The sequence below is a fragment of the Candidatus Hamiltonella defensa 5AT (Acyrthosiphon pisum) genome (assembly GCF_000021705.1).
Classification (GTDB): Bacteria; Pseudomonadota; Gammaproteobacteria; order Enterobacterales; family Enterobacteriaceae; genus Hamiltonella; species Hamiltonella defendens.
This window is the reverse complement of sequence record NC_012751.1, coordinates 1518453-1544368: the sequence shown is the minus strand read 5'-3', so window position 1 is coordinate 1544368 and position 25916 is coordinate 1518453. Positions and strand designations below refer to the sequence as shown.

Sequence of the window (25916 nt, the reverse complement as noted above, 5' to 3'; positions counted from 1 at the left end):
GTGTTTTCTTCGGCAATCCCCGTACAGACCAATCCCCGTTTTTGCTCAATAGAATCGGTCAGCCGTCTTGCCCTCATCAGGCCGCTGCCACGGTGGCTTTTTCAATCATGACCTAGTCCTTACGCATGAGTTCAGTGAGTTTAGGAATGACTTTTTCAGCACTGCGACCCACGACATACCCCCCCAGGCCAATTTGAAGCAATGTCCATGCTTCCTGTGCCAATCTGAATTCTGTCAGGCCGAATGTATCCGCCACCACCAGACCGAGGAAAGTCAACATGGTGAGGGGTCTCCAATTGCGCTGCATCCAGCTTGCCCCCTGTGCTTCAGCGGCGATGACTTTTGTCTTGGTTTCAACAAGACGGGCTTCATAATTTAACATCTGTGCCGCCATAGCACTTTGCATTTCAAACAGCCTGGATTTCACTTGAAGGCGCTCTTCGTCGCTGGTGTGCATTTCATCAATTAACTGTGTGACGGGCTGAACCAGCCCGGATAAAAAAGGCCATACCGCCATTATGAGGCCTCCTCCAGGCATTCATTGTCGGGAAAGTCTGACGAGGAAAGTTCAAAGTGGGGGCCATCCATGAACGGCTTTTTACCCACCGCTTTTTTACGCTCTATGTACGCGATAACTGCGTCGCTTAAATTGTCTTCATCGTTAATGCAACTCCAACACGCCCCCCAATAAACACGAATTCCGAGTTCTTCCGCGGCTTGCTTCATCGCGTCCGCTATCGGGTAATATAACGGCCAATCCCAACGAACTGAGCCATCTAAACAAGCGCCCAAGTCAACGGCGTGACCGGTTAAGTGGCGGCTATTCATTGTTTTGGAAGCGCCCTTGGCCAAGAGGGTTTTCTGGCGTTCGACTGTTCTGACGCCTTCCAGCACAGTAAAATCCACAGGGGTGATTTGGATAGCCCGTTCAACCACACACACAAGGTCAGGGTGAACCCCTTCCAGACGTTGGCGTGAGCGGGGGCCTAATTTGTAAGCCATAACGTTACCTCGTTTCAGGTCTTCTGATAACGCGGTAGCTTGGGGATAAACGCTGTCAAAGTTCAGATGAAATGTTTCACCTAATGGGGAGGGGAATGAACAGGTTAAGAAGAATTTTGACGGTTTTTGGCGTCTGATGAAACGATATCAAGAGTCGAAGCCTTGATGGCCGCCAGCACACCAACGGTGACTAAGCGGCCAGTCTGGCGATATTCAGGACCTGGCGAGACGTCAGGCCATACTTTAACGCGAGAATGTTAGCCCGATTCTCTTTTTCAGGTGTCATGCTGTGATATTCGCGGCTGATGATGTCATTCCTCACCTGTCGAAAGACTTTTTTACAGGGGACTTCTATCACATCCCCGCAATAGTAGTCACACAGCTTCTGTGCGGTGTTGGCCCCAAGGACCAAGCTGAACGGGTGGTCCTCTGTCACCTTGGCGGGCACGTATAAACGCGCGCCACCCATTAATTGCCCTAACTTCACCGCCATATCGGGGCCGATGACTTCGGCGATTTCGTGCAATACATTCATGCTGCTTTCTCCATTGCGTCATCCGGTTCAGGTTGCGTCATTCGATGCGTCACAGCGTATTTTTTGGTCTGTCAGGTTTAAGGGTTGCACCAAGCTTTTAATAATATTTTTGGTTAATGCTTTGTTTTAATTAGTCTTTAACTAAAAAAGTTGCAGCGGTTGGAGGGTTGCACCATTTTTAAAACTTAGTAATAGTATAAAACAGCAGGTGACTAAATTATTTTATTCCCTTACCATTTAATAAGAACAGGTGCAACCTGCAACCTTTTTAAAGTAAATTATTGTATTTAATATATTTTTTGAGGTTGCACTTTGCCTTTTTACCTGCAACCTGTTGCAACCTTTTTTATCCACATGTTTTGATAGACTCCCTGATCTTTGTTGAACTGATATTTTTTGACTCCACCAATAAACACATTCAGATCAGACTTGCTATTTTCGTCGCCCACACCAAAATAAGGTGGCAATTAAAAAGCAGAAACACAATCAATATTTTTATTTAATATCAAATGGATACATTTTAAACAGGCAATTAGGTGGCACCATCAGTTTTAGCAGAGACAGCCTTAAAAGCCTTATGCTATGCGGTGTTCCCGCTTGATGGGTGGCACAGTTCGTAAGGTGGCACTAATAAAAAACATATATACAACATAATATTTTTTATTATTTTTTTTCTTACGCATTAGTAAAAAATAGGTGCCACCTGCCACCTGCCACCTGCCACCTGCCACCTGCCACCTGCCACCTGCCACCTTTTCTAGATATACATTTGATATAATATAAAAAATATCGGGGGCACCTGTACTTTTTAAGTGCCACTTAGCTGCCACCTTTAGATTCCGCATTGCTTTACAGATTCCCTTATTTCTTTGTTATCAAGCTTTTTTCCTTTTACCAAAATCCACGGTCTATGCTTTTTTCCGTTAATCTTGATTTGATCGTAATATTGCGCATGATGCTGTAGGAGTTTGGTCAACTGGGTTTCATCAATTGCAAATTCACCTTTATCGGATAGCTTCCCCATTTCACGAACAATCTGACGAAAAGTCATCGCTGGATAAGGCGGATTCTCCATCAGTTCCAAAGGTCACATCTAGGGGTAGCACCACCCTCTTGTCAGAATCTTTTCTAACTCTATGTATAATAATGATATTTTTATTAAAAGGTAACAGGAGTAAGTAGGTAGCACCCCCATTTAAAAACTATATATAAATATATATAGTTTTTTAGTTAAATTTTTATATAAATTAATAAAATTAGGTGTTACCTGTTACTTTTATCATCCATTAGATTGATTTTACTTGTTTATGTTATAGCTTAACGAAATAATTTCGGTTACGAAATAAATTTAATGATTTCAAAAGGGAGAGAGATGAGTCATTCAGTTGATTTTCGCCGTCACGTGCTGAATGTAAGAGAAAAAGAAAAGTGGAGCATAAGAGAAACGGCAAAACGCTTTCACATCGGTGCCACTTCGATTACCCGCTGGCTGAAGCGAATTGAAAAGAACCCCTCTTCCCCCGGCAGCGTAAAATAGATAAAGCGGCTTTACTCAAGGATGTTGAGCGTTACCCGGATGCTTACCAGCATGAAAGGGCTAAACGTTTCGGGGGGTGTACCAAAGCCATTTGGTCCGCCCTGAAACATTGGGGCGTCACCTATAAAAAAAACCTCAATCATCCCAAGGCCAACGAAGATATGAGGCAAGCCTTCCAAAACAAGATAGCTGACTATGAAAAACAGGGGAAATCAGTGTTTACCTGGATGAAAGCGGCTTTGCCCATGATATGCCGCGTTGATATGGCTATGCCCCACGGGGTCAACGCTGTTTCGGTCAACATAATTGGCAGGCAAAGGGTCGAACCAATGTGATCGGTGCGTTACTGGGAAAAGCGCTGATGGCGGTGGGATTGTTCATGTGTTCTGTGAATAGTGATGTGTTTCACGCTGGGGTCATTCAGATACTTCTGCCGAGTTTGCCACCCGACTCTGTGGTGGTCATGGATAATGCGACCTTCCACAAACGTTTGGACACTCAAAAAGTGATCGATGACGCGGGGCATATCATTGTATATCTGCATCCTATTGAGCATAAATGGGCAGAAGCAAAAAGCAAAAGAAGAGCGGTCAATTGCAGTATCGATGCTTTATTTTCTCATTACATGACGTAACCGAAATTATTTCGTTCAGCTATATACAGACGATAAAGGCGCTTTTGAAACAGTTCACGATACCAAGCTGGACGCCTTGGAAGAAATGATTCAAGAAGCGGCTGGCCAACCTGTGCTGGTTGCCTACAACTACCAATCAGATTTAGCGCTAATCAAAGTGAGATTCCCCAAGGCTGAACTTATTGGCCATGCCGCTGACACGATTGACCGTTGGAATACTGGAAAAATCCCTCTCCTCCTGGCGCATCCTGCCAGTGCGGGGCATGGACTCAATCTTCAATCTGGCGGCAACATCATTGTGTGGTTTGGTTTGAACTGGTCGCTTGAACTGTATCAGCAATTTAACGCAAGGCTTCACCGCCAAGGCCAGACCAGGCCTGTTTTTATCCATCATCTCGTCATGAATGACTCTATAGATCTCACCGTCCTTGAGGCTCTAGAGAACAAACACATCACTCAGAAAGCGTTATTGGATGCACTAAAAAAAGACATCTCAGGGCGTTTGGCTCCGGATTTAAATCTCAAATTGAGAGGAAAACAGAATGAATGAAGAAATTTTTACCCTGAAAGAAGCCTGCCAATTTATGAAACTCAGCGAAAATACGCTCAAAACATGGATTAAATCTGGACGGCTGCCTTGCAATAGAACTGGGCACGATGGGAAAAGAGGTGAATATCGCCTCTTAAAAACAGATTGTATTGAATCCATCCGCCGCACGATCAACAATGAAAATGTGAATGCGGTTGGCAGACAAAAGGAGCAGTTCGTATGTCAATCAAAATGCGGTACGGGATCTGGCACTGTGATTTCGTTACGTCAAACGGCCAAAGAATTAGGCAATCTCTTGGAACAGCGGACAAGAAGGAAGCACAGGAGTTGCACGATAAACTAAAATCGAATGCTTGGCGAGAAAATAAACTCGGAGAAATTCCGCAAAAAACATTTGAAGAAGCTTGTGTGAGATGGATTAAAGAAAAGCAACATAAGCGATCATTGGATGATGATAAAACCAAAATTGCATTTTTTTTATTGCATTTTTCAAAAAAGTCCTTGTCAAATATTACAGAAGATGAAGTCACCCATGTGATTTCAGAGATGAAAAATCGCAGACATCAGCAACGGTGGGTCTCAATAAAGCGTGCCTCCTTAAAAACAGGTTATCAAGTACCTGATTTTAATGATAAGGCGGTGTCACCCGCTACTCGCAGTCAATATCTGTCTTTTATGCGAGGTCTCATGCGTATTGCCGCCAATGAATGGGGATGGTTAGCCAAGCCCCTGAATTTAAAAGTACGAAAACCAAATGATAAGCGTGTCCGCTGGTTATCTCGTGAAGAAGCGAATCGACTGATTTCAGTGGTAAATCAAAATTTCAGGCCGATAGTGATCTTTGCGTTAGCCACGGGGTTACGTCGTTCTAATATTATCCATTTAGAATGGCAGCAAATAGATATGGAAAGAAAAGTGGCGTGGATCCATCCGGAGCAAGCAAAGGCAGGTAAAGCGATTGGAGTTGCCCTTAATGAGACGGCTTGTAGGGTTCTGAGAGAGCAACTTGGAAGACACTCTCGTTGGGTTTTTGTGAGAAAGAAGACAGTCCAAGGCCGTGAAGGAGAAAAGCAGGATCTTGTGAGTAAATTCAGGGTTGATGATAATAGAGCTTGGAAAACGGGGTTAAAAAAAGCGGGGATAGAAAATTTTCGTTTTCATGATCTTAGACATACTTGGGCAAGTTGGCTGATACAATCAGGTGTTCCACTCTCTGTTTTGCAGGAAATGGGCGGCTGGGAATCTATCGAAATGGTACGTCGTTACGCACACCTTTCGCCCAGCCACCTGACTGAGCATGCCAAGAAAATTGACGAGGCGTTGGCAAACGATGTCACTAATCTGGCACTTTTAAATAATTCCTAGGAGACAAAACTACGTAACCCCTTGATTTTATTGGTACGCCCTACTGGATTCGAACCAGTGACCTACGGCTTAGAAGTGAGTAGCTTCACCTTATAATTCATTGATATACCGCATCTTTCCTCGCTCTCACGCCAAAAGATGCTTTCAGAAACGTACAGATAATCCATCATACTTGCGGATACTTGTCCCAAATCCGTCCCACTAAATAAATATAGCTAAGCGTCTTTGTACTAATCACATTAAAAATGTTATTTTTCAAGTTATACATAATAATTCGCTAAACAACCATTAAGTCTTTTAGCTCTGTTTTTAATCTGTGTTTATTTTCCAATTTTTGGATTAACTAATACCAAACCACCCTAAGCATTCGTTTAACCACCAAGAAATTTTTATGGCTAAGTTAGTCGCACTTAACAACACACTCAATCACTAAGATAATATCTTTATGATGCAGTTATTCCGGTTTCTTAGGCCAATCAATATCCGGCGCGTTTGAGGTATCGAGACGATTAAGCAGTACTCGATATCGCTTCCATGCTGTCAATTTTTGCGTCTCTTCTTGCGTTGCCATCTCCAAATCAATCGCATCTTGCAAAGGGGAAATAACCTCTCTTGCACCCTGCATTAGCCCGCTTTTTTTATCTTCAGCCTCTGTGATTAATTGATGCTTTGTTTTAGGCGGAATATCAACCCAGCACGGATAGCCATCATCAGTACTGCCTAGCATTTTACCTTCAGGGGAATTACCTAGTGCATATTCAGCATAGACTTGGAAAGACACAGGTTTAGCCCTACTATCCCAACTGCCATTTTTTATATATTCATCTTTTAAAGATTCAGCTAACCAGCCTAATCCATCCTTGCAACTAAAATACATTTGGTCTTCAAATCGATATGATGTCTCCATTTTATACTCCTATCGCCATCCAATAATAACCATCCATATACTTCTCGAGTCTATCAACTACATTTCTTACATAATAATTAAATCCCCTTGTCGTTACATCATAAGCAATCCCTATAAACATAGCGTGACCGCGTGTATCATGCGCTTTAGAACTCGTCGTTATACTATATACAGCTGAAGAAAATGCAGTAGGAAAATTAATTGGATAATAAAACCCTGTTATATTTTCTTTACTTGTATATCCCCACTGAATAATTATGCCCGTATTCGGATCTTTCATCCAACCATTTGCCAATTTATTTGTTGTCCATTTTACTGAATTTATTTTTGCATCGACTTCTGTTTTTGTATAGGTATCTTCCTCTACTGCCAGCGTGCCATTTTTTTGTGGAAATAATAAAGTGGTCTGTGTGGCTGTATCGTAAATCTGGGTTCTTCTTGAATTTTTGACATACGCAAACACAGAACCTGCTGACCCGTCTGTACCGCCCAGATTAAAAATCGTATCACCGTTTGAGGATTCAAGGTTAAGTCTTCCAGCTTTGAGGGGTTCTTTTGAATTTTTTTCCGCAAAAGTATCTGTACAGGCTTTTTGGCTCATCACATCGGTTGTTGAGTCACCGGTCGTTTGTGTAGTCGTTCCTTTTAATTTTTCGATATACGCAATATACTTTTCAGCCTGTTCTTTAAATCTATTGGGGCCATATTTCAATATGTCAGCGAAATAAAACTGTTGGGCGCCATCACTATCATAGACCGCCATCGAGTGGCTTTCGACTGTCACAAATTTAGCGATTTGTCCATTATAAACCGGGAACCCGGCGTGATTAATCATAATGGGTTGAGCAACCGGCACTGTTGAGCCATCTTCGTTTTCAATATACACTTGAATCTGGTTCGTTGGTATTGTTGGATCGGTATTGCTTTTACCGATATAGATTTTGCCGTTTGAACATGCCTGAAATTTTCGTCTTAGCGTAAATAACTGAGTGGGCATACTCACGACAATATTGGGGATAATTTTTGACATACCTTTCTCCCTGCATAGAGTAAGTTTTTTATTGCGTTTCTGACTGCTGTTGACGGGAAGAGGCCGCAATGATAGGGCGAAAAAGCTTAACAGCGTTATTTAAGGCCCGCTCATAAGCTGGCGTGCCCGTCTTTTTGTTTGCCAGCCGCAACAATGCGTTTCTTACCGGCCTGGACTCATACATCCTCATCACCATCCCGAAGCCCACTTCACCGGCTAGAGACACCCCGCCAGAGCCGAAAGCCGCTCCAATCCTTAGCGGATTAGCCAATGCCTGACCCGTCTGTGTCACTATATTTGCCGTATCCGCGCGCTGAGTTGTCTGGAGGACATCATTGAGCGCCTCAAGCTCCTTCATATGCCTTGCGCTGAATACCGTGTTATAGATTTCGCCACCGGCTTGCTTCTTCAACTTGCTAATTTGTGTCATGAATTTTGCGGGCGAATCCCCTACCGTTTCAGCAATTTTGGCGATATATGCTGCACGTACGGCATCCTTTCCGGTATTATCCAGCGCTGGCCATATACGTTTAATATCTGAGGCATTACGACTGTAGACTACGCTGTTAATTAACTCGGGGGTGGCTTCACGGGTCGCTTTATTTAGGTTGCGAGCGATGCGTTTATTCAGCACCTTGTTGTAGACGTTTTCGTAATCCGAATTCGCTTTGAGGTAAGTGGCGGCTTCCTGGGGGCTAAGGGACTTGCTGACTGAGTTTCGCAAATCTTTTGTCATGGCATTTTCAACCCGATTTGTGATTGCTTTGGCGTGGTTTGGAAACACCATGGCATCTCCCTGAACATTTGAGCGAAAGGCCGTTCTGTGTTGCTTAAGCAGGTCAAAATCAACACCGCCTTGCTGAGTTAATTCTCCCTTTAAATTTCGGAGGGTATTAAGCAAATTCTGGTCTACCGATGTCCCTAGCTTCTCAAGCCTTGGTAGAACGGTATCAATGGCGTTAACGGCATGGGTTGTTTCTACCGGATTTACGCCCATTTTTTGCGTTATATCGTCAATAACACGCCCCGCGGCATCTTTACGACTTTTCAAATTTGAGGTCAGTGACTTAACCACCGTATCAGGATTGTACTCACCAAACCGGTCGAGATAATCACTGACCAGTTTGCGGCGTGTTGTCTGTTGCGCTGCCCTACGCGCCCCCGTACCCAGCAACGCACCTTCCCCGCCCTGAGTCAGCCCGCGAGTCAGGGCATTCTGGGGTGGAAGCATGTCTGATGTCATTGACGCAACGCCCATTGATTCAGCTGTCATCATCTTCTGGGCTGCCTCTGGAGCAATCTCACCTTTTAGTGCCGTAATCCCCTTCCCAACCCCTTTTGCCGCTGCAGACAGCAACCCTTGCGCGGCAAGGTTAACCCCAGCATTTGTCGCAGCGTTCTGGGCAAAATCGCCTCGTTGATTCGAGGCATCAGCAAGCGAACCTACCATCATCTTTCCTGCTGCGCCAAGCCCTGGGATAAGGTAATCACCCACTGTTTCCCCAGCCAGGGCGTAAGGGTCTGCAGGCCTGTCTACGGGACGATAAATATCGCCTAATAATCGACCCCCACCGACAGCTTGACTTAATGCATTGATAAGATTAGCCCCGCCTTGAAGGACATCAAACGGGATATTCACTAAACCCCGTCCCGCCTCCGTGAACGGATCTTGTATTTGCGACGATTCATGGGGATTCTGTTTGTCGTGATAAGCTAAGATTTCATCCGTGGGGATATCAAGATTGGCCATTTGAGCCGATGACAACGCATTATTATCGTGATGATTCGCTATTTCCCCAGACTGAGTAGATTGCCCAGCAAAGTACTCGTCAATGGCCTCACCAATACCATCGATGCGAGTACCATCAGGAAACACAAACGTTTTCCCCTTTGCCGTTACTTTCATCACTCTACCTTAAATTGAATGCCTGACTTTGATGTATAGCGACCATCTGATTGCAGACGTTGATTGTGGGCAGCGGAAGAGACGACCAAAGCATCATAGACTCTTCCTGATTGCCCTCTCAGGGCGTTGTATTGACCTTGCATCTTTTTCATTTTTGTTTCTGTTGCGAGTGTAGAATCGCCCGGCTGAGGGAGATACATTTTTGCATATTCTTGCATCTCGGGGAGCGTAATGGCGGCGCCTGTTTCTGGACGAAGAATGGCATACAGGGCATCCCTTGCATTGACCATGTACTGTTGCTCTACTGGAGAAAGACTCAGGTTCGCAATGGCTCCCTCACCCAGCGCGCGATTGATTAATGCCACGCGTTTAGTGTCTATTTTTTTCCCTAATTTATGCATTGAATCCATGGAATCCTTCAGGCGGAGGGCGAATCCCGCTGCTTTTTTTGATCCCTCATTGGCTTTGTCAATGATACTTTGCGCGTGTGGCAGGCTGATTGGCTTAATGCCATCACCCGCAATGGGCTGGTTTATTTTTCCCGTTTCTTCACTCCCATCCGTGTAATATTTGGTTACTGAGCCATCGTCATTTTTCTCAACCTTCATGAGCTTTTTACTGACGGTATTAATACCCGCCGCATTCGCAAATGCCATCGCCGCATCCGGATCTGACTGAAGCATTTCAGCGTATTGACGATAGTTTTGCATCGCCGCAGTAGGCGCATAAGCAGCAGTTAACGCATTTGCTCCACTGATATACTGTCCTCGCATTGTTAAAGTCTCACCTGCTCGATTGCTTCGTTCCGTTTCAGCCAATTTATTTCTGTCAATATTCCGCCCTTCTTGTTTATCCTGAACGTCAAAATAACTCTTTGGGTCAGCGTGCAGATGAATTAAATCGGTCATTTTGTCAAATTGTTGGGGGTCTTGCTTGTAGGATAAAAAGACTTCTTCGGGTGTCAAACCGAATTGACCTAATAGGGGTACATTTTTCTGTAAAGAAGCGATAAGCGATTGATCCCCCCTTTTCGCTGCAAGACGCAAATCCATTGCCGCTTGACCAATCATCTGATTTCTATCCTGATCAATAAAACCCATCCCTTTTTGAATGCGCTCGATTTGTTCAGGATGTGCCGCGGCCAATTGCTTCATGGCATCACGATCATTAGCCGCATAAGCCGTACCCAATGATTTCATAAAATCCGCTTCTGACTGCTGTTGTTTGTTCGCCTCTAATCGCTCAGAAATGGCCCCTAAACCCTGGGCTAACATCACACCCGTATTGGGTCTTTCTGCATATTGCGGTACAGTGGGCAAGCCTAATCCGCCCGCCGTTTGATTTTCTATTTGCAGACTTGGCAATCCCGCCAGTTGAAACGTTGCCATAGAAACTCCTGATTAAAATAAACTCCCTAACAGACCGAGCCCTCCACCGATGGCAGCACCCCAGGGGCCGCCAATAGACCCCTTCATCGCGCCAATGCTTGCTCCGGTTAACGCACCGGCCATACCCCCACCTAACGCGCGGTGAAATCCAGAAGGACTATTGGCCGCCGCGGCATTAGCAGCCCCCATATTCTGTAATAACTGACCCACGTTATTGGCATAATTTTGCCCGGCAGAAGCCTGTCCACTGGCCGCATTCATCCCCATACCCACTAAATTACCGTAATTTTGCATCTGTCCCGATAACCAGTTTTGACCCAATGCGGGTGCAATCGCGGCTAATTGATTGCCGGTTGCGGTTGAACCTAAACCGCCTGTCGCTTCAGCGGCATTTAAATGTTGATAGCGGGCTTGATTGGCTAAATCATTAAACGGTTGGGAGTGGTAAAATTGGTTTAATGCCTGTCCTTGACCGTCTAATGTCGTCAGATTTTGCAATTCCCCTAATGCCGGGCCGCCCACTTTCATATACGGCGCCAAATTTTGCATCACCTGATTCCATTGTGCTCTTTGCAAGCCGATTGCTTCACGTGATGCTCTGGCCTGTTCGCTTGCGCCATTATCTCCGCTGCTTCCACCCATTGACTAATTCCTCTTTCGTGACTTGATACAGGGTCATATTGATTTGGTGATGACCTGCCGTCAAGGCGTTATCAATCACCCCCACTTTTCGCATCTTCATTAATTGACAGATAACTTTCCCCCACGGCGTTTTTTCAGGAACATAAGTTATAACGGTGGAAAAATTGAGATTATCCATCAACCATTTTGAAAAGTTTCTGGTTGCTCTCAAGGCATATTTACCGCGGAAACCCGGATCAAACACCGGATGCACTTCAATTAACTTGTTGCGAATAAATTCAATTGAGAAAAAACCAACGAGCATTAACCCTTCGTAAACACCCACATAAAGCTGATTATTTTTTAATTGATACTCCCCGTTATTTTCCATGGCATAACCGACCTTGGCTTTATCGGTAAAAAACCGATAAAACTGTTCGATATTCTCAATCACTTTAATTTCCATCAGTCAATTAACCCATGCGAACGTAACGCCGCTTCTAATGCGTTAATGCGTTGTCTGGCTCCCACTAATCCATTCGCTAACGCTTGAACTTCAGACTGATGATAAGTTACGCCCAGCGAAAATGATTCATCCGCATGAAAAGCCCCTTTTAACGCCGTCCCGGTGGCCGCGGTAAATCCCGTCACACGTTGGCCAACCACCTTGATACCATTCACTGAATAAGCCGTCTTGACATTCAGTGACGAGGAGAGCGATTGTAAATCAACCTGCGATTTTGAAATAGCGTCTGCCTGAACCGCATTAATCCGCTGCGCCTGTGTCGCCAGTTCCCTATCTTGCTCATCATTTTTTGTTTTCGACTGAGAAGCCTCATCCGCCGCTTCATTGGCTTTACCGGCCACCCTGCCCATATCCGATAAACTGTTTAAGACAATCATCCGGTAGGCGGTCGAAAAATTAGCGGGTAAAATCGTCGGGTCAATATGCGTAACCTGAATTTCAACTGGGTTATCCGCCTTACGTCGGTTCATTATGCCATCCTGATTGACAAATCGGATAAGGTCACCGGTGATTTAGTGATGATACGGATTTTAAAGCCGATATTTTTTCTCACGCGTCCAATCCGTCGCCAGAGAATGCGTTTGTCATACTGAAAAGGGGAATTTTGTTCTATTAGTTGTTCTCTGCTGTAATTAATGCCGTCTGTTGTGACAGACAGAAATAACTTATCCGCGATTTGAGCAACACCCGTTGAAGCTTCCAGTTCAAAATCAAATAATCGGGCATTATCCGCTTTTATCATCGGGGTATAAAGAATATGTTCAGCTTGTTGTCCATATTGATTTGACGCATTGAAAATTAAATGACCGAGCACGCCTTCTTTCTTATCACCCACGGTGATTTGATTGTCAAAAAACATAAAATCAATCGCCCGATAAGGGTCATCATAACGTCCACTTTTCAGTAATGACCATTGTGAATATTGATGGCTTGCTGAGCCATCAAAACAAAGCGTGTGTTTGGGTAGGTGAAGGAGTAATAATTCATGGTTGTCAAATCGCACCGATTCCAAAAATGAAGCGGCTAATTCATCCGCAGAATAATAACGGATAATTTTATCAATGCTCGCAGTAGATATTTTGTTTTTTTCACCTGCGCCGATGAGATAAACCGCCGGTTGCCCGGTCGATTGATGGCTCAAGATGGCGTATTTGTCCTGATAATGACATTTGCAATCACGACCGGCAATACCCGCCTGGATCATATAAGCGGCTTGATGAATATAAAGCGGTTGGGATGTATCCGCCGATCCGGTTAAGGTGAAATACTCGATACTTGACGACCCAAAACAAACAATCAGGTCTCGCCATGCGTCGACGGAAACGATGCCATCGGGCTGAGATTCAGCACGATAAAAAGGCCGATATCTATCCGGTTTGGATTCATCTTCCAAATCAGTGACGCCAAATCGTTCACCCCCTTTTTGTAACCAGATGTAACGCCCCCGATTTCGACAGACATCAATCACTTCACCTAAATCATATTGCGTGTATTTATCCTTTGGCCAGTTTGATAATGCCTTCTCGGTACCGTCATAGCCATATAACTTGAGTTTACCCTCAACACAAACCGCCTGACTATGACTCGAGTGAGACATCGACACGCGGCGCATTCCCGCTATATCCGCCACTTCGTTGTCATTACGATAAAGTGTATTGCCACAGACCCGATACAGCGCGTTATTTTTGGTATTAAAATGGACACCCCGTGAAACACCCTTTACGTCCTGCTTTTTCTCAATGCCAGGGAAAGAGCGTAAATAACCCGAGGCATTCAGGACTTCTTTCGGTGTGGCTAACATATTTACAGGTAAGGCATCAATATAATCGGCTGTTTTGATATCTTTAACTAATCCTTTAGCTAACGGGATCTGCATTTTTGGCATGAAAACCTCGCTCAACATAATAACTCGCCGTACCTAACGCGGTATAGTTATTCCCCTGGCCAACCGGCATATCACCCCGTCTTGCTATCGAGGGGACGCTCAGCGTATCAGTGAGCAACGCATCATAGGCGGCCGCCGCTGAAGCTTCTTGTCTCGGTGTGGGTTCAATGCCATAATCCGATAACATTCTCAGCATCAATTGATAACCCATCACCTGTTTGTATTTGCGAGGAAGCCCTGAAGCATCATCGGCGGTGGGGTTTTCTTCTTCTGCGGAAAATTGATAGCCCAAATCCCCAAATGTAATCTGCAACTCGGCCATCAAGTCTTCAAGGTCATTAATGCCCTCCTCAAAGGATTGGGGCTCTACATCTATATTAGTCGCCTCTGAAGCAATACCCGCTTTACGTAATGCAAACAGAACAATCTCCCCTTTAGTCAGCGGTTTTGTCATCGTTAGCCCTTTTCCCTTTTTTAGGTTCTTGGGATTTCTCTGGTGTCTTTATTTCGTCAATCGACGACACAAAGCCCCTTTTTTCGAACTCAGGGAAATCCCTTGTCACTATCACCGCTTGGACATACCCTGCTGCATTATCCGACCAGGCAAAAACACTTTTTCTTTCCATTTTCACCTCAATAAAAAGGGCACTAAAGCGCCCACTTCGTCATAAATTTAAGGATTACCAAAGAATTGACCGCCCATATGCGGATTAAAGCAGACATAAGCAGGCAACAGGTCAAAACGCATCATCTGCTTGTTTGCATCACCATCCGCATATTTGTGTACACGAATAGAAAACCCTTCATACGTTGCCACTGCTGAGTCAATGCTATGCAATTTTGGCAAGGGGATGGTCCCAAGCCCACAGAAAAACTTATTGTAGAAAAGATTAGGTTTCATCTGTTGTTTAGCCGTTCCTATGATAGAAACTGCATCTCCTGCCTTAACTTTTGCATCAACGGCATTGTATTGAGAATTTTTTTCATCATAAATCGGAACACCAGATAATTTGACAGTGACATCACCCGAAGCGGTAGAGTTAGTCTCTTCCAGCACCGTTGCCGTAAAAATCATCGCTGTTGATCCATTATATAATGTTTGTTTGCTTTGCTGATTTAACCAATGAGTAGACGTGAATTTAAGTTGATCACCGGCTTTTAGGAAGCCTGTTTTACTCGGGGTGGCGCCTGTCAATGCTACCGTAAATTGATAGGAATCCTTAACCGACAGATAATCAACGTTAGGGGCGGTTTTCACTGTGAGGGTTCCACCAAAATCCCCCTGTTCTCGGGAAGCCAGTCCATTAGACATCAATGCCCGAATACCGCCGAAATTACCTGATATCTGCGCATTCTCCCAGGCTGTACGCACTAATTGATCCGCAGCATGTAACCCCGATTGCGCATCCGCCAGCCGTTGGGCTGACCAGGGATCCATGATGGCATAGTTCTCGCCTGTTTTAATACCGATATCTTTTATAAATGAAGCGGTTTGAGCTACATCAGCCCATTTTTTTATCGCTGTATTCGGTGAACCGAGCGACAAAGCGCCATTGTTCATCATAAAATGGGCTAATTCGGTTTCCAGATCAGTGACCATGCGTTCATGAATGGGTGATAAAATTTGATCAAGCTGATTAAGCTTTAGCGCCTCTTCAATTTGTGTCCATTCGACGGCCACCGTGATATATTTACCCACTTTGCCTGTCGCTTTAGCAGAGAAAAGACCATTTTTATCTTTCCCCGTAATGTCACCCGTCTCTGTTCTTTCAGACTTAAATTGATGCGGACGCTTAAAGCTCACACTGTCGCCTGTATTTGAATTTATCTCACCCGATAATAATTGTCTGTCAACGGTTTTACACAAAACAATATCCGACATAAAGCCCGGTAAGAATTTTTTTAACACGATTTGACTAATATTTGACTCTAGATTATTTGCCATTTTTTTACTCTTATTCAATCATTGCGCCGGGGCACAATTGGGTAAACTCATCGGATTTCACGTTTCCAGCCCCCCCTTTTAGCTCAGGCTCTGGTTTAGGGGTTTTCTTAGGTTTGGGGGCCAGTTTTACCTTCTGGCTAATTTGGCCTAACAGAAACGCGGCACGAATAGGATCATGTTCAGCGGTCAGCCGCTGGCGTAATGCTTTGTTTTTTCCAAGTGCATAGGCGATAAGTTCTGTTCCCTCATCAGCCGCATGAATTAAAATTTCCTGCTGTAATATGGGTACCTCTGATCGCACAACCTCTTCCATCTCCGTATAATCTTTAACGGGTAATTTAGCCGCGCGTTGTTGATGAGACTTTAAACGTTGAATAAATCGTTCCTGAACTTCTTGTTGCTGCCTTTGCTGTGCTTGTTGCTTTTGTTCGACATGGCTTTTGTTCTCATGCCAATCGGTAAGTGCTTTTTCATAGACTTCTTCATCATAATCACACGATCCCAAGGTGGGTTTATCGGGAATAACGTTATTATGATTAACCTGCGATTGATGAGACTGCTTGGTGGTTAATTCCTCAAGCTGACGTTTCAGATCGCGATTTTCTTTCTGTGTTTCTTTAAAACCTTTTCTCAGATCTTTAACCCACTTAGGCGCAGGTTTACCTTCTATTGAGTCATCTTCTTCGCTTAGCGATATTTCTTCATCGCCAATTTGCAATGAATAGTCTTGATCCTGCTCGACTTCCTGATCGGATTTTATTTCAATATTATCAGTATCAACTTTTTGCACTTGAGCAGCATTATTCTCACGCTCTTGCGCTGGCTGCTCAGCGGTATTTTGCGGGGGTGTTTCCTGATTTTTGGATACCGGTATCGCCTGACCATCGATGATCAGTTCGTTTTCCATTTATGACTCCTTAACTCTGCGAGAAGTCCGCAGGTAACTGTAGGTTATGTTCAGATTGAATGGTTTTTAGCCGCATCCCTATTTTGTTTATGCTGCGTATCGGTTGCTTTTAGAATTAACTCGGCATCCGCTCTAGAAGCATCACCCTGTTCTTTTTGGAACTGGTGAAGCATTTTAAGGGCTTCCCTAATTTCTGCTCTTTTAGCACTATCAGCAGAGGCGAGAATTTGAACCATTTTCGCTTCTGCTACTCTCGCCTCAGTTTGTGCCTGGAAGGCTTTCACCTGGATAGCCAATTCTTCGTTCTTCGCTTTCTGAACCTCCGCTTGCCCTTGCATCAATACCCCTTGAGCGGCGACAAGTTCAGCATTAGGTTGTTGTGCTTGCTGTATCATCTGCGCAACCATCTGCTCTTCTTCTGTATTGCGCGGTTTAACGACGCCCTGCGTTAATAACTGTTTACGGTTATATTCCTTAAACTCGTCGAGTCCTTCACCCTCCATATTATCCAGAATGATACCTTGTAAAACCTGTCGCATTGGGTCTTGCGGTAACATGCCCGCCAACAGATTGGTCAGCACTGAAACCGTCGCATCCCGTCTTGCGGTATAAGACGGCCCCACATCGACCGTGACATCATAACGCCCACTGGATAAGTCATTCATCGCGACGACTTGCCCGGTCTGATTATCATTGATGACCACCGACATTAAGGCGATATCGTCAGTGCCGTCCGCATTAACAATACGAACCTGTCTATCCGAGCCGTAGACTTCACGGGCCATCGATAACCAAACTTCACCCGCGCGCTTAAGGCTCTTCGCCATATTGTCAAGATAAATAAACGAGGACATATCGGAACGATGCATCAGATTATTAACCGTTTCTTTGGCTATATTGCTGGGCATTGGCTGCATCGCCTGGCTTGAACCGGTGACTTCTTGAATATCCGCCCCCGTTTGCTGTAATAACGCCGCCATCGCCTGATTCAGTGGCTGGGGTTGCGTGTATCCGACTGGCGTCGGGGGCGCAATAATATTACCTTGCTTGTCAACAATCTCATTGAGTGGCAAGAAAGCCGGCCTATTTTTATTTCGATTCGCCCAATATTTCTCCAGGGTTTTTATCTGACTCTTACCGACAATCGGAATTGAACCGGTATCCTGTGTGGCCGAATCTGCCAGCATCGACACCTGTAAGTTATACAGACGTTGGGCATCCATAGCTTTTGCTATGTGACCTTCGACTCGCTCAATATCATCGATAAACCACCGCTTACCATATACCGGAATTAACGGGATATGCTCACCGGGTATTCGTTGCGCTTTCTCAAGGAAGCCCTCACCATCCACCACGGAGACATAAACCCGCCGGCGCTTAATGGTTCGCCGTGCCGCCTCAATGAACCCGATGTCTGCCAGCTCATCCTCAACGAGTTCAAGCTGATCACTGTCATAGGTGACGGTTTCACTTGTCAATGGGTTTTGAAAACTCACCACATCCACCGACTCTTTTTTTACTTCGTAGTATTTTGCGATATAAACCACATCAACATCGTACCAATCATAATCCCATGATCGTTCAATGCCGCTCATTAACGTTGCCGGGTCTTTGTTGTATTCCGCCTTATACTTTTCAGCAGAGAGTGAGTACATGCAAAAAGCCCATTCTGCGTCAGATTTATCATATTTCTTCGCATCAGGATCGAACCAAACAGAGCGGGCGGGGTCGTATATTGGCTCGAGGCAAATACGTTGTCTCTCATCCATCGGATCAAGCGCATTGACTAAATTTGTCGTCAGCCTAAAGCAACCAAACCCCCCGGTTGAGCCGTCATCAAAAGCGTTATCGCACGCTTCGCCGCCATCCGTTTCTTCGTAGTCTGCGCGGAACAGGCCATTTAATTTATTGGCTAACGCTTCGCTGGCGGCCTTATCGCCGGGCCTAAACTTAACCGTAATCCGATTGTTGCGATATTCGCTGACTATCCGATTAAGCTCGGTCGATATTTTATTAATTTCAAACTTTGGATACTTCTCAAAATGTTTGCCTAATTCAGAGCCCGCGGCCGTTTCCCCTTCCCATTGCCCACCCGGGACGCGCGCAAATCTTGTCGCCTCGAGACATTTTTCTCTCACCGCTTCCTGCGGGGAGTGCGCTCGGTCAAACTTGCGCATAATTTGTTCATGTCTTTTTTGTAATGTTTCAGCCATCATGACCAACTTGACGATGAGGGGACAACGATTTCCGTGTCTTCTGTTATGCGCAGAGGATTAGCAAAGGACATCATCAGCGTATCTGCCATATTGGGCGATTTTATTCCTTTTAATCGCATTTCATCTTTGCTCATCAACTGAATTAATCGGTTTCCGGGTGTGCGTTTTCGTTGTTGTTTAATCAGCTCTGACTTGAGTTGTGACAGTTTCGCTATTTTCGAAGAGAGACTGATCAACGCCTCCGGATCGAGATATTCGCCCTTTTCGACGGCGCGCCACGTTTTATAAAATCGGTCCGCTAAATAAACCCAATATTGCGCGCGTTTGTTTCTAAAGGTATCTCGGTGAGTTCTGTCATCATTATTTGAAGAAGGCAGGTACTCACCATTGCCGGGTACATAGATTTCATCAGGATAATCAGGCGAATCGCCCGCCCCAAAGCCCGTCACCACTATCTTGTTACCGTCATTGCTGTGTCTTAGATGCGTTTTGACAGTGCCGGCCCCTAACCCAATATTGTCATAGATAAAATCATCCGCCCGATAGTCAAACGCTTCATCGAAAGCCGTCATCGTTGCATCAGCAACATCACCTTCTGACCAGCTCACGCAATCTTCAATCAGCACGCCATAGCGTTTGGATAATGCCTTTTCATCCTGACCGGAATCAGCGGGGTCGAAAGTGACAACACGAATTCCGCTTGGTTTAAACCCTAACTTGATATGTGCATCAATCGCCGCCTCCACCCACTCAGGCTGAATTAATGCATCCTCGTAATTCGCATCACACTCGCCCCCGTAAACATGCCGCCATTTTTTATAGTTTTCCCGTTTCATCTTCTGCGCATCATTTTTAAGCTCTGCCGGTAACCAGGGATTATCCAGGTAGCTCACTTTGCCAACATATAAATCATCGTCTTCATAGTAACCTTGCTTATCGATTATCGCTTTGTAGGGCTTGACAAAACGCTTATATACAGCACCGTCTTCTTCTGCTGGATTAAAAGAAAACCATAACTCAGAGCCCGGCTTGCGAATAGTGGGAATAAGGGTATCCAGACTTTTCTCAGATACGGTCTCCGCTTCCTCCACCCAAGCAACATCAAAATCATGTTTGGATTTGATAGACGCAATATTCCGTGCCAACTGGCCATATTTGAAAATGGAATCATTGATGCCTTCAATGTAAGTATTAAGAATACGAAACCGATTTTGTAATCCCAACGTTTCTACCTCGGCCTGCAATACCGCATGGACAGAATCTTCAATCGAATTCATAAATTCCCGCAAGCACAAAAACCGGCGTTTATGCATGGAGGCCGTGATTAAGGCTATTTTCGCAAATGAAACGGTTTTCATACCACCCCGACCGCCAAAGTAAACCTTTATGCGTTTCGGTTTGAACATGGACGCGAACTTTTCGCTAATTTGCACTTTCACGCTGAGGTATGCCGATAAATTCAATACTGATTTTGTTGTCCGTTTTTATCGCGCCGCCCGCTTTGCCTGACAATTCAGTTTCTTGTTTGTCAGCATATCCATGCTTACTGAGCATCAATTTTGTAATAGTGGGATTAAATTCCCCTTTCAAGCCACTATTTAGCAACTTATTTTCTTGTAAGGCGAGAATTCCTTCAACGATGTCCGAAAATTCAACATTTGATGATGATGACCATTCATAAATGGTCGACCGAGAAATATTGAGATAACACGCTAAGCCAGCGATATTAGGCACAACATCCCCCACGGTTTTGTATTCCCCCATTAAATAGGCTTTGGCCTTTTCGAGGCTTACGGTTAACTTGCTTGGACGTCCCATTTTCTTCTTACTGACCATCATTTACTCGCCAGATTGACTGGAAAAGGCGTAACGCCGTGTTTTGATGTATTTCTGTAGATATTCAGTCTGCTTTTCATTTTTGGCTATCATTTTTCTGTTCTTCAATTCGCCTTATCGCCGCTTTATCCTGGTTACACATCTCGAGAGCCAGTAGCAGTTGCTCATTGAGTACCAGGCTATCGCCCCAGGTCATGTGCTCCGATATCACCGGCAGAGAGCAATCATCCAGGAGCGTGGATGGAATGGGCGCTGGCGGCACGGGGAGATATTTTATCGGCGTGCGCACGCAACCGGTTAACAGCGGCAGTAGGCACAGGCAGATGAGCGCAGCGTTCAGGGGTAATCGCTTCCTGTATCTTAATCGTTTGAGGCTGGGATGCCTGAATGGCCTGTTGGTGTGCATCCTGGGTGGCTCCCGCTATGGTGTTAAAAATATCAACCGCCTGCTCATAGTGGGTAAACTGTGCACGGGCAGCGTCGCGTTCGGCACTCAGTGACTGGTTCGCCAGTTTCAGGCGGCTGTTCTCAACATATTGAAACCTGATTACGATGGAGAGTACGGCGATTGTGATAAGTAACACAGCGGTGAAAAGGAGCTTCCAATGCATGACGTTAATCCGGTAGACAAAGCTCACGCTCTACCGCACGACGATTAATCAGTCCTTTAGAGACTTTACCTTCATCATATTTCCAGCGCCGCATCTCATCACACGCGCCTTGTCTGTCACCCACATTCAGTTTTTTGAGTAACGTTGAACGGACAAAGGCCCCACTTCCTACGTTATAAACGAATGAGGCCAAAGCCGCTTTCTGCATTTCAGTCAGCGGAACGGTAACGTGAGTCTCAACCACCGCCATCGACGCCTTCAGGTCACTATCCAGTAAAGCCTGACATTCTTCGTCTGTGTAGTGTTTACCCGGAATAATCGCTTTCCCTGTATGCCCGTAACACACCGTTAGCACGTCACCCCTGTCTTTATAGGGTTTGTGCCTTAAGCCTTCAAAATACGTTACCATGGTCGAGGCTAATAACACCGCACTACCACCTATGGCCATCAGGATTTTTTTCGGTATCATCATAATGCCGCGCTTTGAGTTTGTATTCTTTTTTGCGGTAGTACACGTTGATAAGAAATGTCCCGATTGTGCAGACAATACCGGTCACCGCTACCCACTGCTCAAGCGTAAAAAAACCTAAAACGGTCGCCATCAGACTTGAGAGATAGGCCGTCGGGGTTGCGTATTTTTCAGACATATTTAGTGACATTTATTTTTTAAGATTTGACGTATAGCGATAACCATTAACAAGTGGACAAACTTATTGTTAATGGTTATCGCTATATTATAAAATTATATGGATCAGAAAATTAAAGTTATGTCCATTTATTAATGGTTATCGCTATAGAACATTAACAAGAGCATACACAAATATACTTCTTAAGCTTTTGCTGCGTTTTCAGAATTTATCCAAGCTTTTTCTTCAACCAACTGCCAATATAGTCAGTACCTAAGTAGCCAATCACGATACTGATTAACCAGGTGTAATCTGTCTTCATTCCTAAAAATAACAGCAATTCATGCGCCACCGAACCGAATAAAGCACACATCAATGCATCAAGTAGCGAGCAGTTAAAGCTTTTTTTCTGATATAAGCCGCGTAGCAAGGCAGTCATGAAAGCCAGCGCAGCCCCGATAATTCGATGCTTGAGGATGTCTAATAGGGTTTGGCAAAAATTTGGCATGCTAATCGGTTCTTAGTGTTTTTTTAGAGTGTTAATTCGTGGGAGCAATAAATTATTTAAGTTGAAATGCCTTACGCTTCTACTTCCAATTAACAATAAAGTTAATCAATGTACAGAGAATAGTGACAAGAAAGGCACATTTATTAATTAGCAGGGTAAATGACTAATTTAATGTACTTTTACGAGAAAAGTTGTTAATTCTTCGTGAATGGTGATCATTTTGAGGTTCTAGGGGCTGTCGTCACAAGATAAACGTGCCGTATTTAGTTCATTTAACGCACTATTTTTGATTAAAAATTACTCAAATGTTACCTGTCATGGTAAGTAATTTATCAAACTTACCATGACAGTTTATCTTTTTTTATATTCGTCTAAGAAAGTAAGTAAAATATGTTTTTCTTTAACTCGTGACCACAGCCCCTAAAGATTTCATTTTTTTTTCGTTTGACTAAGCACCATCATATTTGAATATTAGCCCCCAAAAATTTATTTATTCAACAAAGTCTTTTAGACGAATGAATGTAGGATAGAATAAAATATTTTAGCCATAATTCCTGTAGAAGATTTAAGGAACTTTGGTGCGTTATGGTCGAGAGATTCTGTGTTGTCACCAAAACGACGGTTATCCCAGTCATCTTTTGATTCATACTCCCACTTCCCTTTATCATAAAGGTAGCTCCAGCCTGAGCCAAATGCGCCAGTTAGGGGGTCTGTCGATACAATAGCAACTGGACGCCCATTTTTATCAAAGAATATTTGGCCTGCATATCTCTCAGTAGATATACCCCAATTACTTCCTGATAAGGTTTTCCAATTATCATCTCCATATTTAACATCATCTCCAGTGAAACCAATAGAAAAAGAACCATCATTAAATTCGATACCATATGGACGATAAATAGAGTTGCCTTTTGCTTCCTCTAGACCATAGTCGTATATGCCGTATCCGAAGGCGGTCTTCCAATATGATTTATGATACCAGTCTTTCCATGATGGATAATTTTTCTTGTAAAATCCTCCACCGTTTTTGGCTCGATTAAAAACTTTTTCCACAATAGTTAAATTTAAAGCTTTGAGCTCCCACTCATACAAGGGTGTATTATCATTAAATATCACATGATTAACTGGTCTACCTGAAAAGCAGTACTTGGTAAAATCGTATTTTTTTTCAGCATACGTATAATGATTGGAAAATAATAATAATAATACTGAAATAACAATAATACTTTTAAGGTTCAGTGATTTTTTCTTCATGCCAATTTCAGCTTCCATTAGTTATTGAAATAGAAAGTTTATATATAAATAAAGCATGGCCTACCCGGGGGCGGGATCGCGAATGTTTTTTAAACAATATGGAAATAAAAAAGTACAAAAAGTGATTAAAAAAAAATATATATACTTTTAGAGCTGTTTTGCGCATCGAAATGTTTATTTATAAACCAATTCGCTCATAAAGTGAACATTCGTGCTTTACCCTGATGGCCTACCGGATTAGTAAATTATTCTTAACCTTCAGAAAGACTTAGGACTCAATTAAATTTAACAGGTTTATGGTCTGAAGGATTCATACTAAGCTGCAAAAGATAAAGCGCTATTATTGCGCTGACATGGTGATCACTATGAGATGCTGACCCACCCAATACACCATAGTCAAGTTCTCTTGAACTACTAGGATTTGGGCTTTCATGTGTACTTTCCCCTGTATGAACATTTTCGATAAATGTTTGCATTGGCGGAGTGGAGCTGAGTATCTCGCTATTCAGCTCGCTGGGAATTCGGTTAAAATCACCTATCATTGCCCATGTGTGATTAGGAGAATTCATTGCCATATAGTCTCGGATTATATTTACAGCTGATCCAGCTTCATTTCTACCACCTCTATCCGGCGCTGCATGTACATTAAAAAAAACAGCATTCTCTAGACGTATTCCTATAATAGGTCGATTTATATTAGTACGACGTTGATTTGTATAAATCGGGGCGGTAAAAAAAATATTGTCTGCTCTTTGCCTTGTAATGATAGCAGTATTTACGCGAGGATACTGGTTTCCGTTACTCATCACGTAATGATCTCTTCTATCATAATAGTATAGATAAAAACTTTCTCCCCTACTAGTTTGCCAACTATACTCTCTCACTGTTCCAAAAAGTACATCATTTTGATTTATTTCTCCTATGTAACAAAGTCTTTGAGCTTCATTAACTATAGAATTATAATCGTGAGATTCTGTTACACTGCCTTCATTTCTCGATGATGTAGGAAGCGCTCCAGCTTCCTGAATTGCCAAAACATCAAATTGACCATTAACCATTAAATTTCTAACATCATTCCAACGAGCACCATTTGTGTTCCATGTACCAAAAATAAAATCTTTTACATCGCGATTATGATTATGGCTCTGAGAGTAGGATATTGGTATAAAAAAACAGACAAACATAAATATGCTGAAGGACTTCACTAGTTGTTTTTTATATAATAAAATAAAATGATCTTTTACTATTTTAGTAAAATTTTTCATTGGTATATACTCATATTAATATTGCTTGTATCTACATAAATCATAAAATTAATTATTAATAATAGCGTTTGACAATGACTTCTATGCCGATAACATCGCTTAGTGCTAATTAAATTAATTCGGCGAAAAAGACGAATTATTTGGACTTTATATTTTTTAATAGCGACCCATTTTTATTGGGGTTGGCGTATGTCCATGTAAATGAATCATATCTTCTTGAGGTATAGCGATATGATTCGAACATTGTTTATTTACTGTTGTAAACCAATCACATCAACTGAATAATTTTGGGGAGAACCATAACATTGATTGGTAGAAGACCATGCGTTAATTTTTACACCAGTTAGCAGTGAAGTTTTTAACATATCATACATAGCTTGCCCTTTACCTCCATCATTCAGGTTCGTCAGCCGTTCTACAAAATGTTGCTGTTTATTTTTATTTCCATATTCTTTATATTCAAAATAAATACAATTTCCATCATCAGGGCAATTAGGCCCAATATCTGAGCTCTGACCTATTTGTATCGCACTCACAACACCACCACTTATACATTTTTGCATCGCATAAGAATTACCAGCCAAAAGAATAAAACTTAATGTAACAATTATAGATTTGAAAAGCGTCATTTACGAATTCCTTTATTTAATTAAATTGGGGGTGGTCATCAATTAAAAGAAACCATTGTGGCTGTCAGATATAGAAACAGCTTTGTCGTGTAATTGATTGTTTAATATTGCTGGTCTGTTAAATATTTTAAGTTGAACTTCGCCCTTAACTATTAATGTCTGATAAAAGGCGCTATTGCGATATCGAAGTATCCCTAGATTCATACTTATCATAAATAATATGAAGAGTCATT

33 protein-coding genes and 1 pseudogene are annotated in these 25916 nt (G+C 43.3%); 6 read left to right on the top strand and 28 right to left on the bottom strand.

What is annotated here, in order from left to right; genetic code table 11:
• Positions 1-112 precede the first annotated feature (112 nt).
• From HDEF_RS07595 to HDEF_RS07575, 5 genes are all read right to left on the bottom strand, one after another.
• Complete coding sequence (locus tag HDEF_RS07595; protein ID WP_044612366.1) at positions 113-517, bottom strand: 3TM-type holin; 405 nt, start codon at positions 515-517, stop codon at positions 113-115.
• Positions 517-1002 carry a M15 family metallopeptidase gene (locus tag HDEF_RS07590; protein WP_015874073.1) on the bottom strand — a complete coding sequence of 162 codons (486 nt, stop codon included), beginning with the start codon at positions 1000-1002 and terminating at the stop codon, positions 517-519. The genes HDEF_RS07595 and HDEF_RS07590 overlap by 1 nt, the downstream gene beginning before the upstream one ends.
• 190 nt (positions 1003-1192) lie before the next feature.
• The gene (locus HDEF_RS07585) at positions 1193-1537 is read right to left on the bottom strand and encodes a hypothetical protein (protein ID WP_015874072.1); all 345 of its coding nucleotides are present in this window, start codon (positions 1535-1537) and stop codon (positions 1193-1195) included.
• Positions 1538-2112: 575 nt separating this feature from the next.
• Positions 2113-2367 (bottom strand): hypothetical protein, encoded by a 255-nt coding sequence (locus HDEF_RS07580; protein ID WP_148207016.1) that lies wholly within the window; start codon positions 2365-2367, stop codon positions 2113-2115.
• Between the two features lie 2 nt (positions 2368-2369).
• A complete protein-coding gene (locus HDEF_RS07575) occupies positions 2370-2612 on the bottom strand; it encodes a hypothetical protein (RefSeq protein ID WP_158533957.1) in 243 nt (80 codons plus the stop codon).
• Between the two features lie 297 nt (positions 2613-2909).
• Between HDEF_RS07575 and HDEF_RS12850 the strand changes: the two genes are divergently transcribed.
• The 6 genes and pseudogenes from HDEF_RS12850 (at position 2910) to HDEF_RS07555 (ending at position 5623) form a co-directional block, all read left to right on the top strand.
• Positions 2910-3074: a helix-turn-helix domain-containing protein gene (locus HDEF_RS12850; RefSeq protein WP_202944087.1), complete on the top strand. Its 165-nt coding sequence runs from the start codon at positions 2910-2912 to the stop codon at positions 3072-3074.
• Entirely contained in the window at positions 3071-3409 is a 339-nt protein-coding gene (locus tag HDEF_RS13820) for an IS630 transposase-related protein (RefSeq protein ID WP_407078902.1), read from the top strand. The genes HDEF_RS12850 and HDEF_RS13820 overlap by 4 nt, the downstream gene beginning before the upstream one ends.
• Positions 3349-3708, top strand: a pseudogene (locus HDEF_RS12840) (transposase); the annotation flags it as partial. The gene HDEF_RS13820 and the pseudogene HDEF_RS12840, both read left to right, overlap by 61 nt.
• Positions 3709-3784: 76 nt before the next feature.
• A complete protein-coding gene (locus HDEF_RS07560) occupies positions 3785-4258 on the top strand; it encodes a DEAD/DEAH box helicase (protein WP_015874068.1) in 474 nt (157 codons plus the stop codon).
• Positions 4251-4601 (top strand): helix-turn-helix domain-containing protein, encoded by a 351-nt coding sequence (locus tag HDEF_RS13320; RefSeq protein ID WP_100103922.1) that lies wholly within the window; start codon positions 4251-4253, stop codon positions 4599-4601. Before HDEF_RS07560 ends, HDEF_RS13320 begins: the two co-directional genes overlap by 8 nt.
• Complete coding sequence (locus HDEF_RS07555) at positions 4490-5623, top strand: tyrosine-type recombinase/integrase (RefSeq protein WP_234809495.1); 1134 nt, start codon at positions 4490-4492, stop codon at positions 5621-5623. Before HDEF_RS13320 ends, HDEF_RS07555 begins: the two co-directional genes overlap by 112 nt.
• A 454-nt stretch (positions 5624-6077) precedes the next feature.
• On the opposite strand, the gene HDEF_RS07550 is transcribed toward HDEF_RS07555, so the two are convergent.
• The 23 genes from HDEF_RS07550 to HDEF_RS07440 all read right to left on the bottom strand — a co-directional run bounded on the left by HDEF_RS07550 (position 6078) and on the right by HDEF_RS07440 (position 25683).
• Positions 6078-6530: a tail fiber assembly protein gene (locus tag HDEF_RS07550; protein ID WP_015874066.1), complete on the bottom strand. Its 453-nt coding sequence runs from the start codon at positions 6528-6530 to the stop codon at positions 6078-6080.
• 1 nt (position 6531) lies between these two features.
• Positions 6532-7560 carry a phage head-binding domain-containing protein gene (locus tag HDEF_RS13815; RefSeq protein WP_015874065.1) on the bottom strand — a complete coding sequence of 343 codons (1029 nt, stop codon included), beginning with the start codon at positions 7558-7560 and terminating at the stop codon, positions 6532-6534.
• 28 nt (positions 7561-7588) lie between these two features.
• The gene (locus HDEF_RS07540; RefSeq protein WP_015874064.1) at positions 7589-9466 is read right to left on the bottom strand and encodes a hypothetical protein; all 1878 of its coding nucleotides are present in this window, start codon (positions 9464-9466) and stop codon (positions 7589-7591) included.
• Positions 9466-10854 (bottom strand): phage DNA ejection protein, encoded by a 1389-nt coding sequence (locus HDEF_RS07535; protein WP_015874063.1) that lies wholly within the window; start codon positions 10852-10854, stop codon positions 9466-9468. The genes HDEF_RS07540 and HDEF_RS07535 overlap by 1 nt, the downstream gene beginning before the upstream one ends.
• A gap of 12 nt (positions 10855-10866) precedes the next feature.
• Positions 10867-11496: a hypothetical protein gene (locus HDEF_RS07530; RefSeq protein WP_015874062.1), complete on the bottom strand. Its 630-nt coding sequence runs from the start codon at positions 11494-11496 to the stop codon at positions 10867-10869.
• Complete coding sequence (locus HDEF_RS07525) at positions 11474-11941, bottom strand: DUF2824 family protein (protein WP_015874061.1); 468 nt, start codon at positions 11939-11941, stop codon at positions 11474-11476. The genes HDEF_RS07530 and HDEF_RS07525 overlap by 23 nt, the downstream gene beginning before the upstream one ends.
• Positions 11941-12471, bottom strand: coding sequence for a hypothetical protein (locus HDEF_RS07520; RefSeq protein ID WP_015874060.1), 531 nt, complete (start codon positions 12469-12471; stop codon positions 11941-11943). The genes HDEF_RS07525 and HDEF_RS07520 overlap by 1 nt, the downstream gene beginning before the upstream one ends.
• On the bottom strand, positions 12471-13886 hold the full coding sequence (locus HDEF_RS07515; RefSeq protein WP_015874059.1) for a packaged DNA stabilization protein: 1416 nt from the start codon (positions 13884-13886) through the stop codon (positions 12471-12473). Before HDEF_RS07515 ends, HDEF_RS07520 begins: the two co-directional genes overlap by 1 nt.
• Positions 13858-14340 carry a packaged DNA stabilization gp4 family protein gene (locus HDEF_RS07510; protein ID WP_015874058.1) on the bottom strand — a complete coding sequence of 161 codons (483 nt, stop codon included), beginning with the start codon at positions 14338-14340 and terminating at the stop codon, positions 13858-13860. Before HDEF_RS07510 ends, HDEF_RS07515 begins: the two co-directional genes overlap by 29 nt.
• The gene (locus HDEF_RS07505) at positions 14321-14512 is read right to left on the bottom strand and encodes a hypothetical protein (RefSeq protein ID WP_044612364.1); all 192 of its coding nucleotides are present in this window, start codon (positions 14510-14512) and stop codon (positions 14321-14323) included. The genes HDEF_RS07510 and HDEF_RS07505 overlap by 20 nt, the downstream gene beginning before the upstream one ends.
• A gap of 47 nt (positions 14513-14559) precedes the next feature.
• Complete coding sequence (locus HDEF_RS07500) at positions 14560-15831, bottom strand: P22 phage gp5 family major capsid protein (RefSeq protein ID WP_015874057.1); 1272 nt, start codon at positions 15829-15831, stop codon at positions 14560-14562.
• A gap of 10 nt (positions 15832-15841) precedes the next feature.
• Positions 15842-16738, bottom strand: coding sequence for a hypothetical protein (locus tag HDEF_RS07495; protein WP_015874056.1), 897 nt, complete (start codon positions 16736-16738; stop codon positions 15842-15844).
• A 50-nt stretch (positions 16739-16788) separates the two neighbouring features.
• Positions 16789-18951, bottom strand: coding sequence for a portal protein (locus HDEF_RS07490; RefSeq protein ID WP_015874055.1), 2163 nt, complete (start codon positions 18949-18951; stop codon positions 16789-16791).
• Positions 18951-20360 (bottom strand): PBSX family phage terminase large subunit, encoded by a 1410-nt coding sequence (locus HDEF_RS07485; protein ID WP_015874054.1) that lies wholly within the window; start codon positions 20358-20360, stop codon positions 18951-18953. Before HDEF_RS07485 ends, HDEF_RS07490 begins: the two co-directional genes overlap by 1 nt.
• A 16-nt stretch (positions 20361-20376) precedes the next feature.
• Positions 20377-20793 carry a DNA-packaging protein gene (locus tag HDEF_RS07480; protein WP_015874053.1) on the bottom strand — a complete coding sequence of 139 codons (417 nt, stop codon included), beginning with the start codon at positions 20791-20793 and terminating at the stop codon, positions 20377-20379.
• Between the two features lie 73 nt (positions 20794-20866).
• A complete protein-coding gene (gene lysC, locus HDEF_RS13925; protein ID WP_425475040.1) occupies positions 20867-21052 on the bottom strand; it encodes an Rz1-like lysis system protein LysC in 186 nt (61 codons plus the stop codon).
• Positions 21015-21401, bottom strand: a complete 387-nt coding sequence (locus tag HDEF_RS07470) for a hypothetical protein (protein WP_015874051.1) — start codon at positions 21399-21401, stop codon at positions 21015-21017. The genes lysC and HDEF_RS07470 overlap by 38 nt, the downstream gene beginning before the upstream one ends.
• 4 nt (positions 21402-21405) lie before the next feature.
• Positions 21406-21870 (bottom strand): lysozyme, encoded by a 465-nt coding sequence (locus HDEF_RS07465; RefSeq protein ID WP_015874050.1) that lies wholly within the window; start codon positions 21868-21870, stop codon positions 21406-21408.
• Positions 21833-22048: a phage holin family protein gene (locus HDEF_RS07460; protein ID WP_215231434.1), complete on the bottom strand. Its 216-nt coding sequence runs from the start codon at positions 22046-22048 to the stop codon at positions 21833-21835. Before HDEF_RS07460 ends, HDEF_RS07465 begins: the two co-directional genes overlap by 38 nt.
• Positions 22049-22256: 208 nt before the next feature.
• Positions 22257-22535, bottom strand: a complete 279-nt coding sequence (locus tag HDEF_RS07455; protein WP_015874048.1) for a phage holin, lambda family — start codon at positions 22533-22535, stop codon at positions 22257-22259.
• A 507-nt stretch (positions 22536-23042) separates the two neighbouring features.
• The gene (locus HDEF_RS07450) at positions 23043-23807 is read right to left on the bottom strand and encodes a hypothetical protein (RefSeq protein ID WP_015874047.1); all 765 of its coding nucleotides are present in this window, start codon (positions 23805-23807) and stop codon (positions 23043-23045) included.
• 257 nt (positions 23808-24064) lie between these two features.
• Positions 24065-25054, bottom strand: coding sequence for a cytolethal distending toxin subunit B family protein (locus tag HDEF_RS07445; RefSeq protein WP_015874046.1), 990 nt, complete (start codon positions 25052-25054; stop codon positions 24065-24067).
• 251 nt (positions 25055-25305) lie between these two features.
• Positions 25306-25683, bottom strand: a complete 378-nt coding sequence (locus tag HDEF_RS07440) for a hypothetical protein (protein ID WP_015874045.1) — start codon at positions 25681-25683, stop codon at positions 25306-25308.
• Positions 25684-25916: the final 233 nt, after the last annotated feature.

Coding starts and splice junctions, on each gene's coding strand:
- HDEF_RS07595 (WP_044612366.1), bottom strand. CDS start 517: ATGGCGGTATGGCCTTTTTTATCCGGGCTGGTTCAGCCCGTCACACAG.
- HDEF_RS07590 (WP_015874073.1), bottom strand. CDS start 1,002: ATGGCTTACAAATTAGGCCCCCGCTCACGCCAACGTCTGGAAGGGGTT.
- HDEF_RS07585 (WP_015874072.1), bottom strand. CDS start 1,537: ATGAATGTATTGCACGAAATCGCCGAAGTCATCGGCCCCGATATGGCG.
- HDEF_RS07575 (WP_158533957.1), bottom strand. CDS start 2,612: ATGGAGAATCCGCCTTATCCAGCGATGACTTTTCGTCAGATTGTTCGT.
- HDEF_RS12850 (WP_202944087.1), top strand. CDS start 2,910: ATGAGTCATTCAGTTGATTTTCGCCGTCACGTGCTGAATGTAAGAGAA.
- HDEF_RS13320 (WP_100103922.1), top strand. CDS start 4,251: ATGAATGAAGAAATTTTTACCCTGAAAGAAGCCTGCCAATTTATGAAA.
- HDEF_RS07555 (WP_234809495.1), top strand. CDS start 4,490: ATGCGGTACGGGATCTGGCACTGTGATTTCGTTACGTCAAACGGCCAA.
- HDEF_RS07550 (WP_015874066.1), bottom strand. CDS start 6,530: ATGGAGACATCATATCGATTTGAAGACCAAATGTATTTTAGTTGCAAG.
- HDEF_RS13815 (WP_015874065.1), bottom strand. CDS start 7,560: ATGTCAAAAATTATCCCCAATATTGTCGTGAGTATGCCCACTCAGTTA.
- HDEF_RS07540 (WP_015874064.1), bottom strand. CDS start 9,466: ATGAAAGTAACGGCAAAGGGGAAAACGTTTGTGTTTCCTGATGGTACT.
- HDEF_RS07535 (WP_015874063.1), bottom strand. CDS start 10,854: ATGGCAACGTTTCAACTGGCGGGATTGCCAAGTCTGCAAATAGAAAAT.
- HDEF_RS07530 (WP_015874062.1), bottom strand. CDS start 11,496: ATGGGTGGAAGCAGCGGAGATAATGGCGCAAGCGAACAGGCCAGAGCA.
- HDEF_RS07525 (WP_015874061.1), bottom strand. CDS start 11,941: ATGGAAATTAAAGTGATTGAGAATATCGAACAGTTTTATCGGTTTTTT.
- HDEF_RS07520 (WP_015874060.1), bottom strand. CDS start 12,471: ATGAACCGACGTAAGGCGGATAACCCAGTTGAAATTCAGGTTACGCAT.
- HDEF_RS07515 (WP_015874059.1), bottom strand. CDS start 13,886: ATGCCAAAAATGCAGATCCCGTTAGCTAAAGGATTAGTTAAAGATATC.
- HDEF_RS07510 (WP_015874058.1), bottom strand. CDS start 14,340: ATGACAAAACCGCTGACTAAAGGGGAGATTGTTCTGTTTGCATTACGT.
- HDEF_RS07505 (WP_044612364.1), bottom strand. CDS start 14,512: ATGGAAAGAAAAAGTGTTTTTGCCTGGTCGGATAATGCAGCAGGGTAT.
- HDEF_RS07500 (WP_015874057.1), bottom strand. CDS start 15,831: ATGGCAAATAATCTAGAGTCAAATATTAGTCAAATCGTGTTAAAAAAA.
- HDEF_RS07495 (WP_015874056.1), bottom strand. CDS start 16,738: ATGGAAAACGAACTGATCATCGATGGTCAGGCGATACCGGTATCCAAA.
- HDEF_RS07490 (WP_015874055.1), bottom strand. CDS start 18,951: ATGGCTGAAACATTACAAAAAAGACATGAACAAATTATGCGCAAGTTT.
- HDEF_RS07485 (WP_015874054.1), bottom strand. CDS start 20,360: ATGTTCAAACCGAAACGCATAAAGGTTTACTTTGGCGGTCGGGGTGGT.
- HDEF_RS07480 (WP_015874053.1), bottom strand. CDS start 20,793: ATGATGGTCAGTAAGAAGAAAATGGGACGTCCAAGCAAGTTAACCGTA.
- HDEF_RS07470 (WP_015874051.1), bottom strand. CDS start 21,401: ATGCATTGGAAGCTCCTTTTCACCGCTGTGTTACTTATCACAATCGCC.
- HDEF_RS07465 (WP_015874050.1), bottom strand. CDS start 21,870: ATGATACCGAAAAAAATCCTGATGGCCATAGGTGGTAGTGCGGTGTTA.
- HDEF_RS07460 (WP_215231434.1), bottom strand. CDS start 22,048: ATGTCTGAAAAATACGCAACCCCGACGGCCTATCTCTCAAGTCTGATG.
- HDEF_RS07455 (WP_015874048.1), bottom strand. CDS start 22,535: ATGCCAAATTTTTGCCAAACCCTATTAGACATCCTCAAGCATCGAATT.
- HDEF_RS07450 (WP_015874047.1), bottom strand. CDS start 23,807: ATGGAAGCTGAAATTGGCATGAAGAAAAAATCACTGAACCTTAAAAGT.
- HDEF_RS07445 (WP_015874046.1), bottom strand. CDS start 25,054: ATGAAAAATTTTACTAAAATAGTAAAAGATCATTTTATTTTATTATAT.
- HDEF_RS07440 (WP_015874045.1), bottom strand. CDS start 25,683: ATGACGCTTTTCAAATCTATAATTGTTACATTAAGTTTTATTCTTTTG.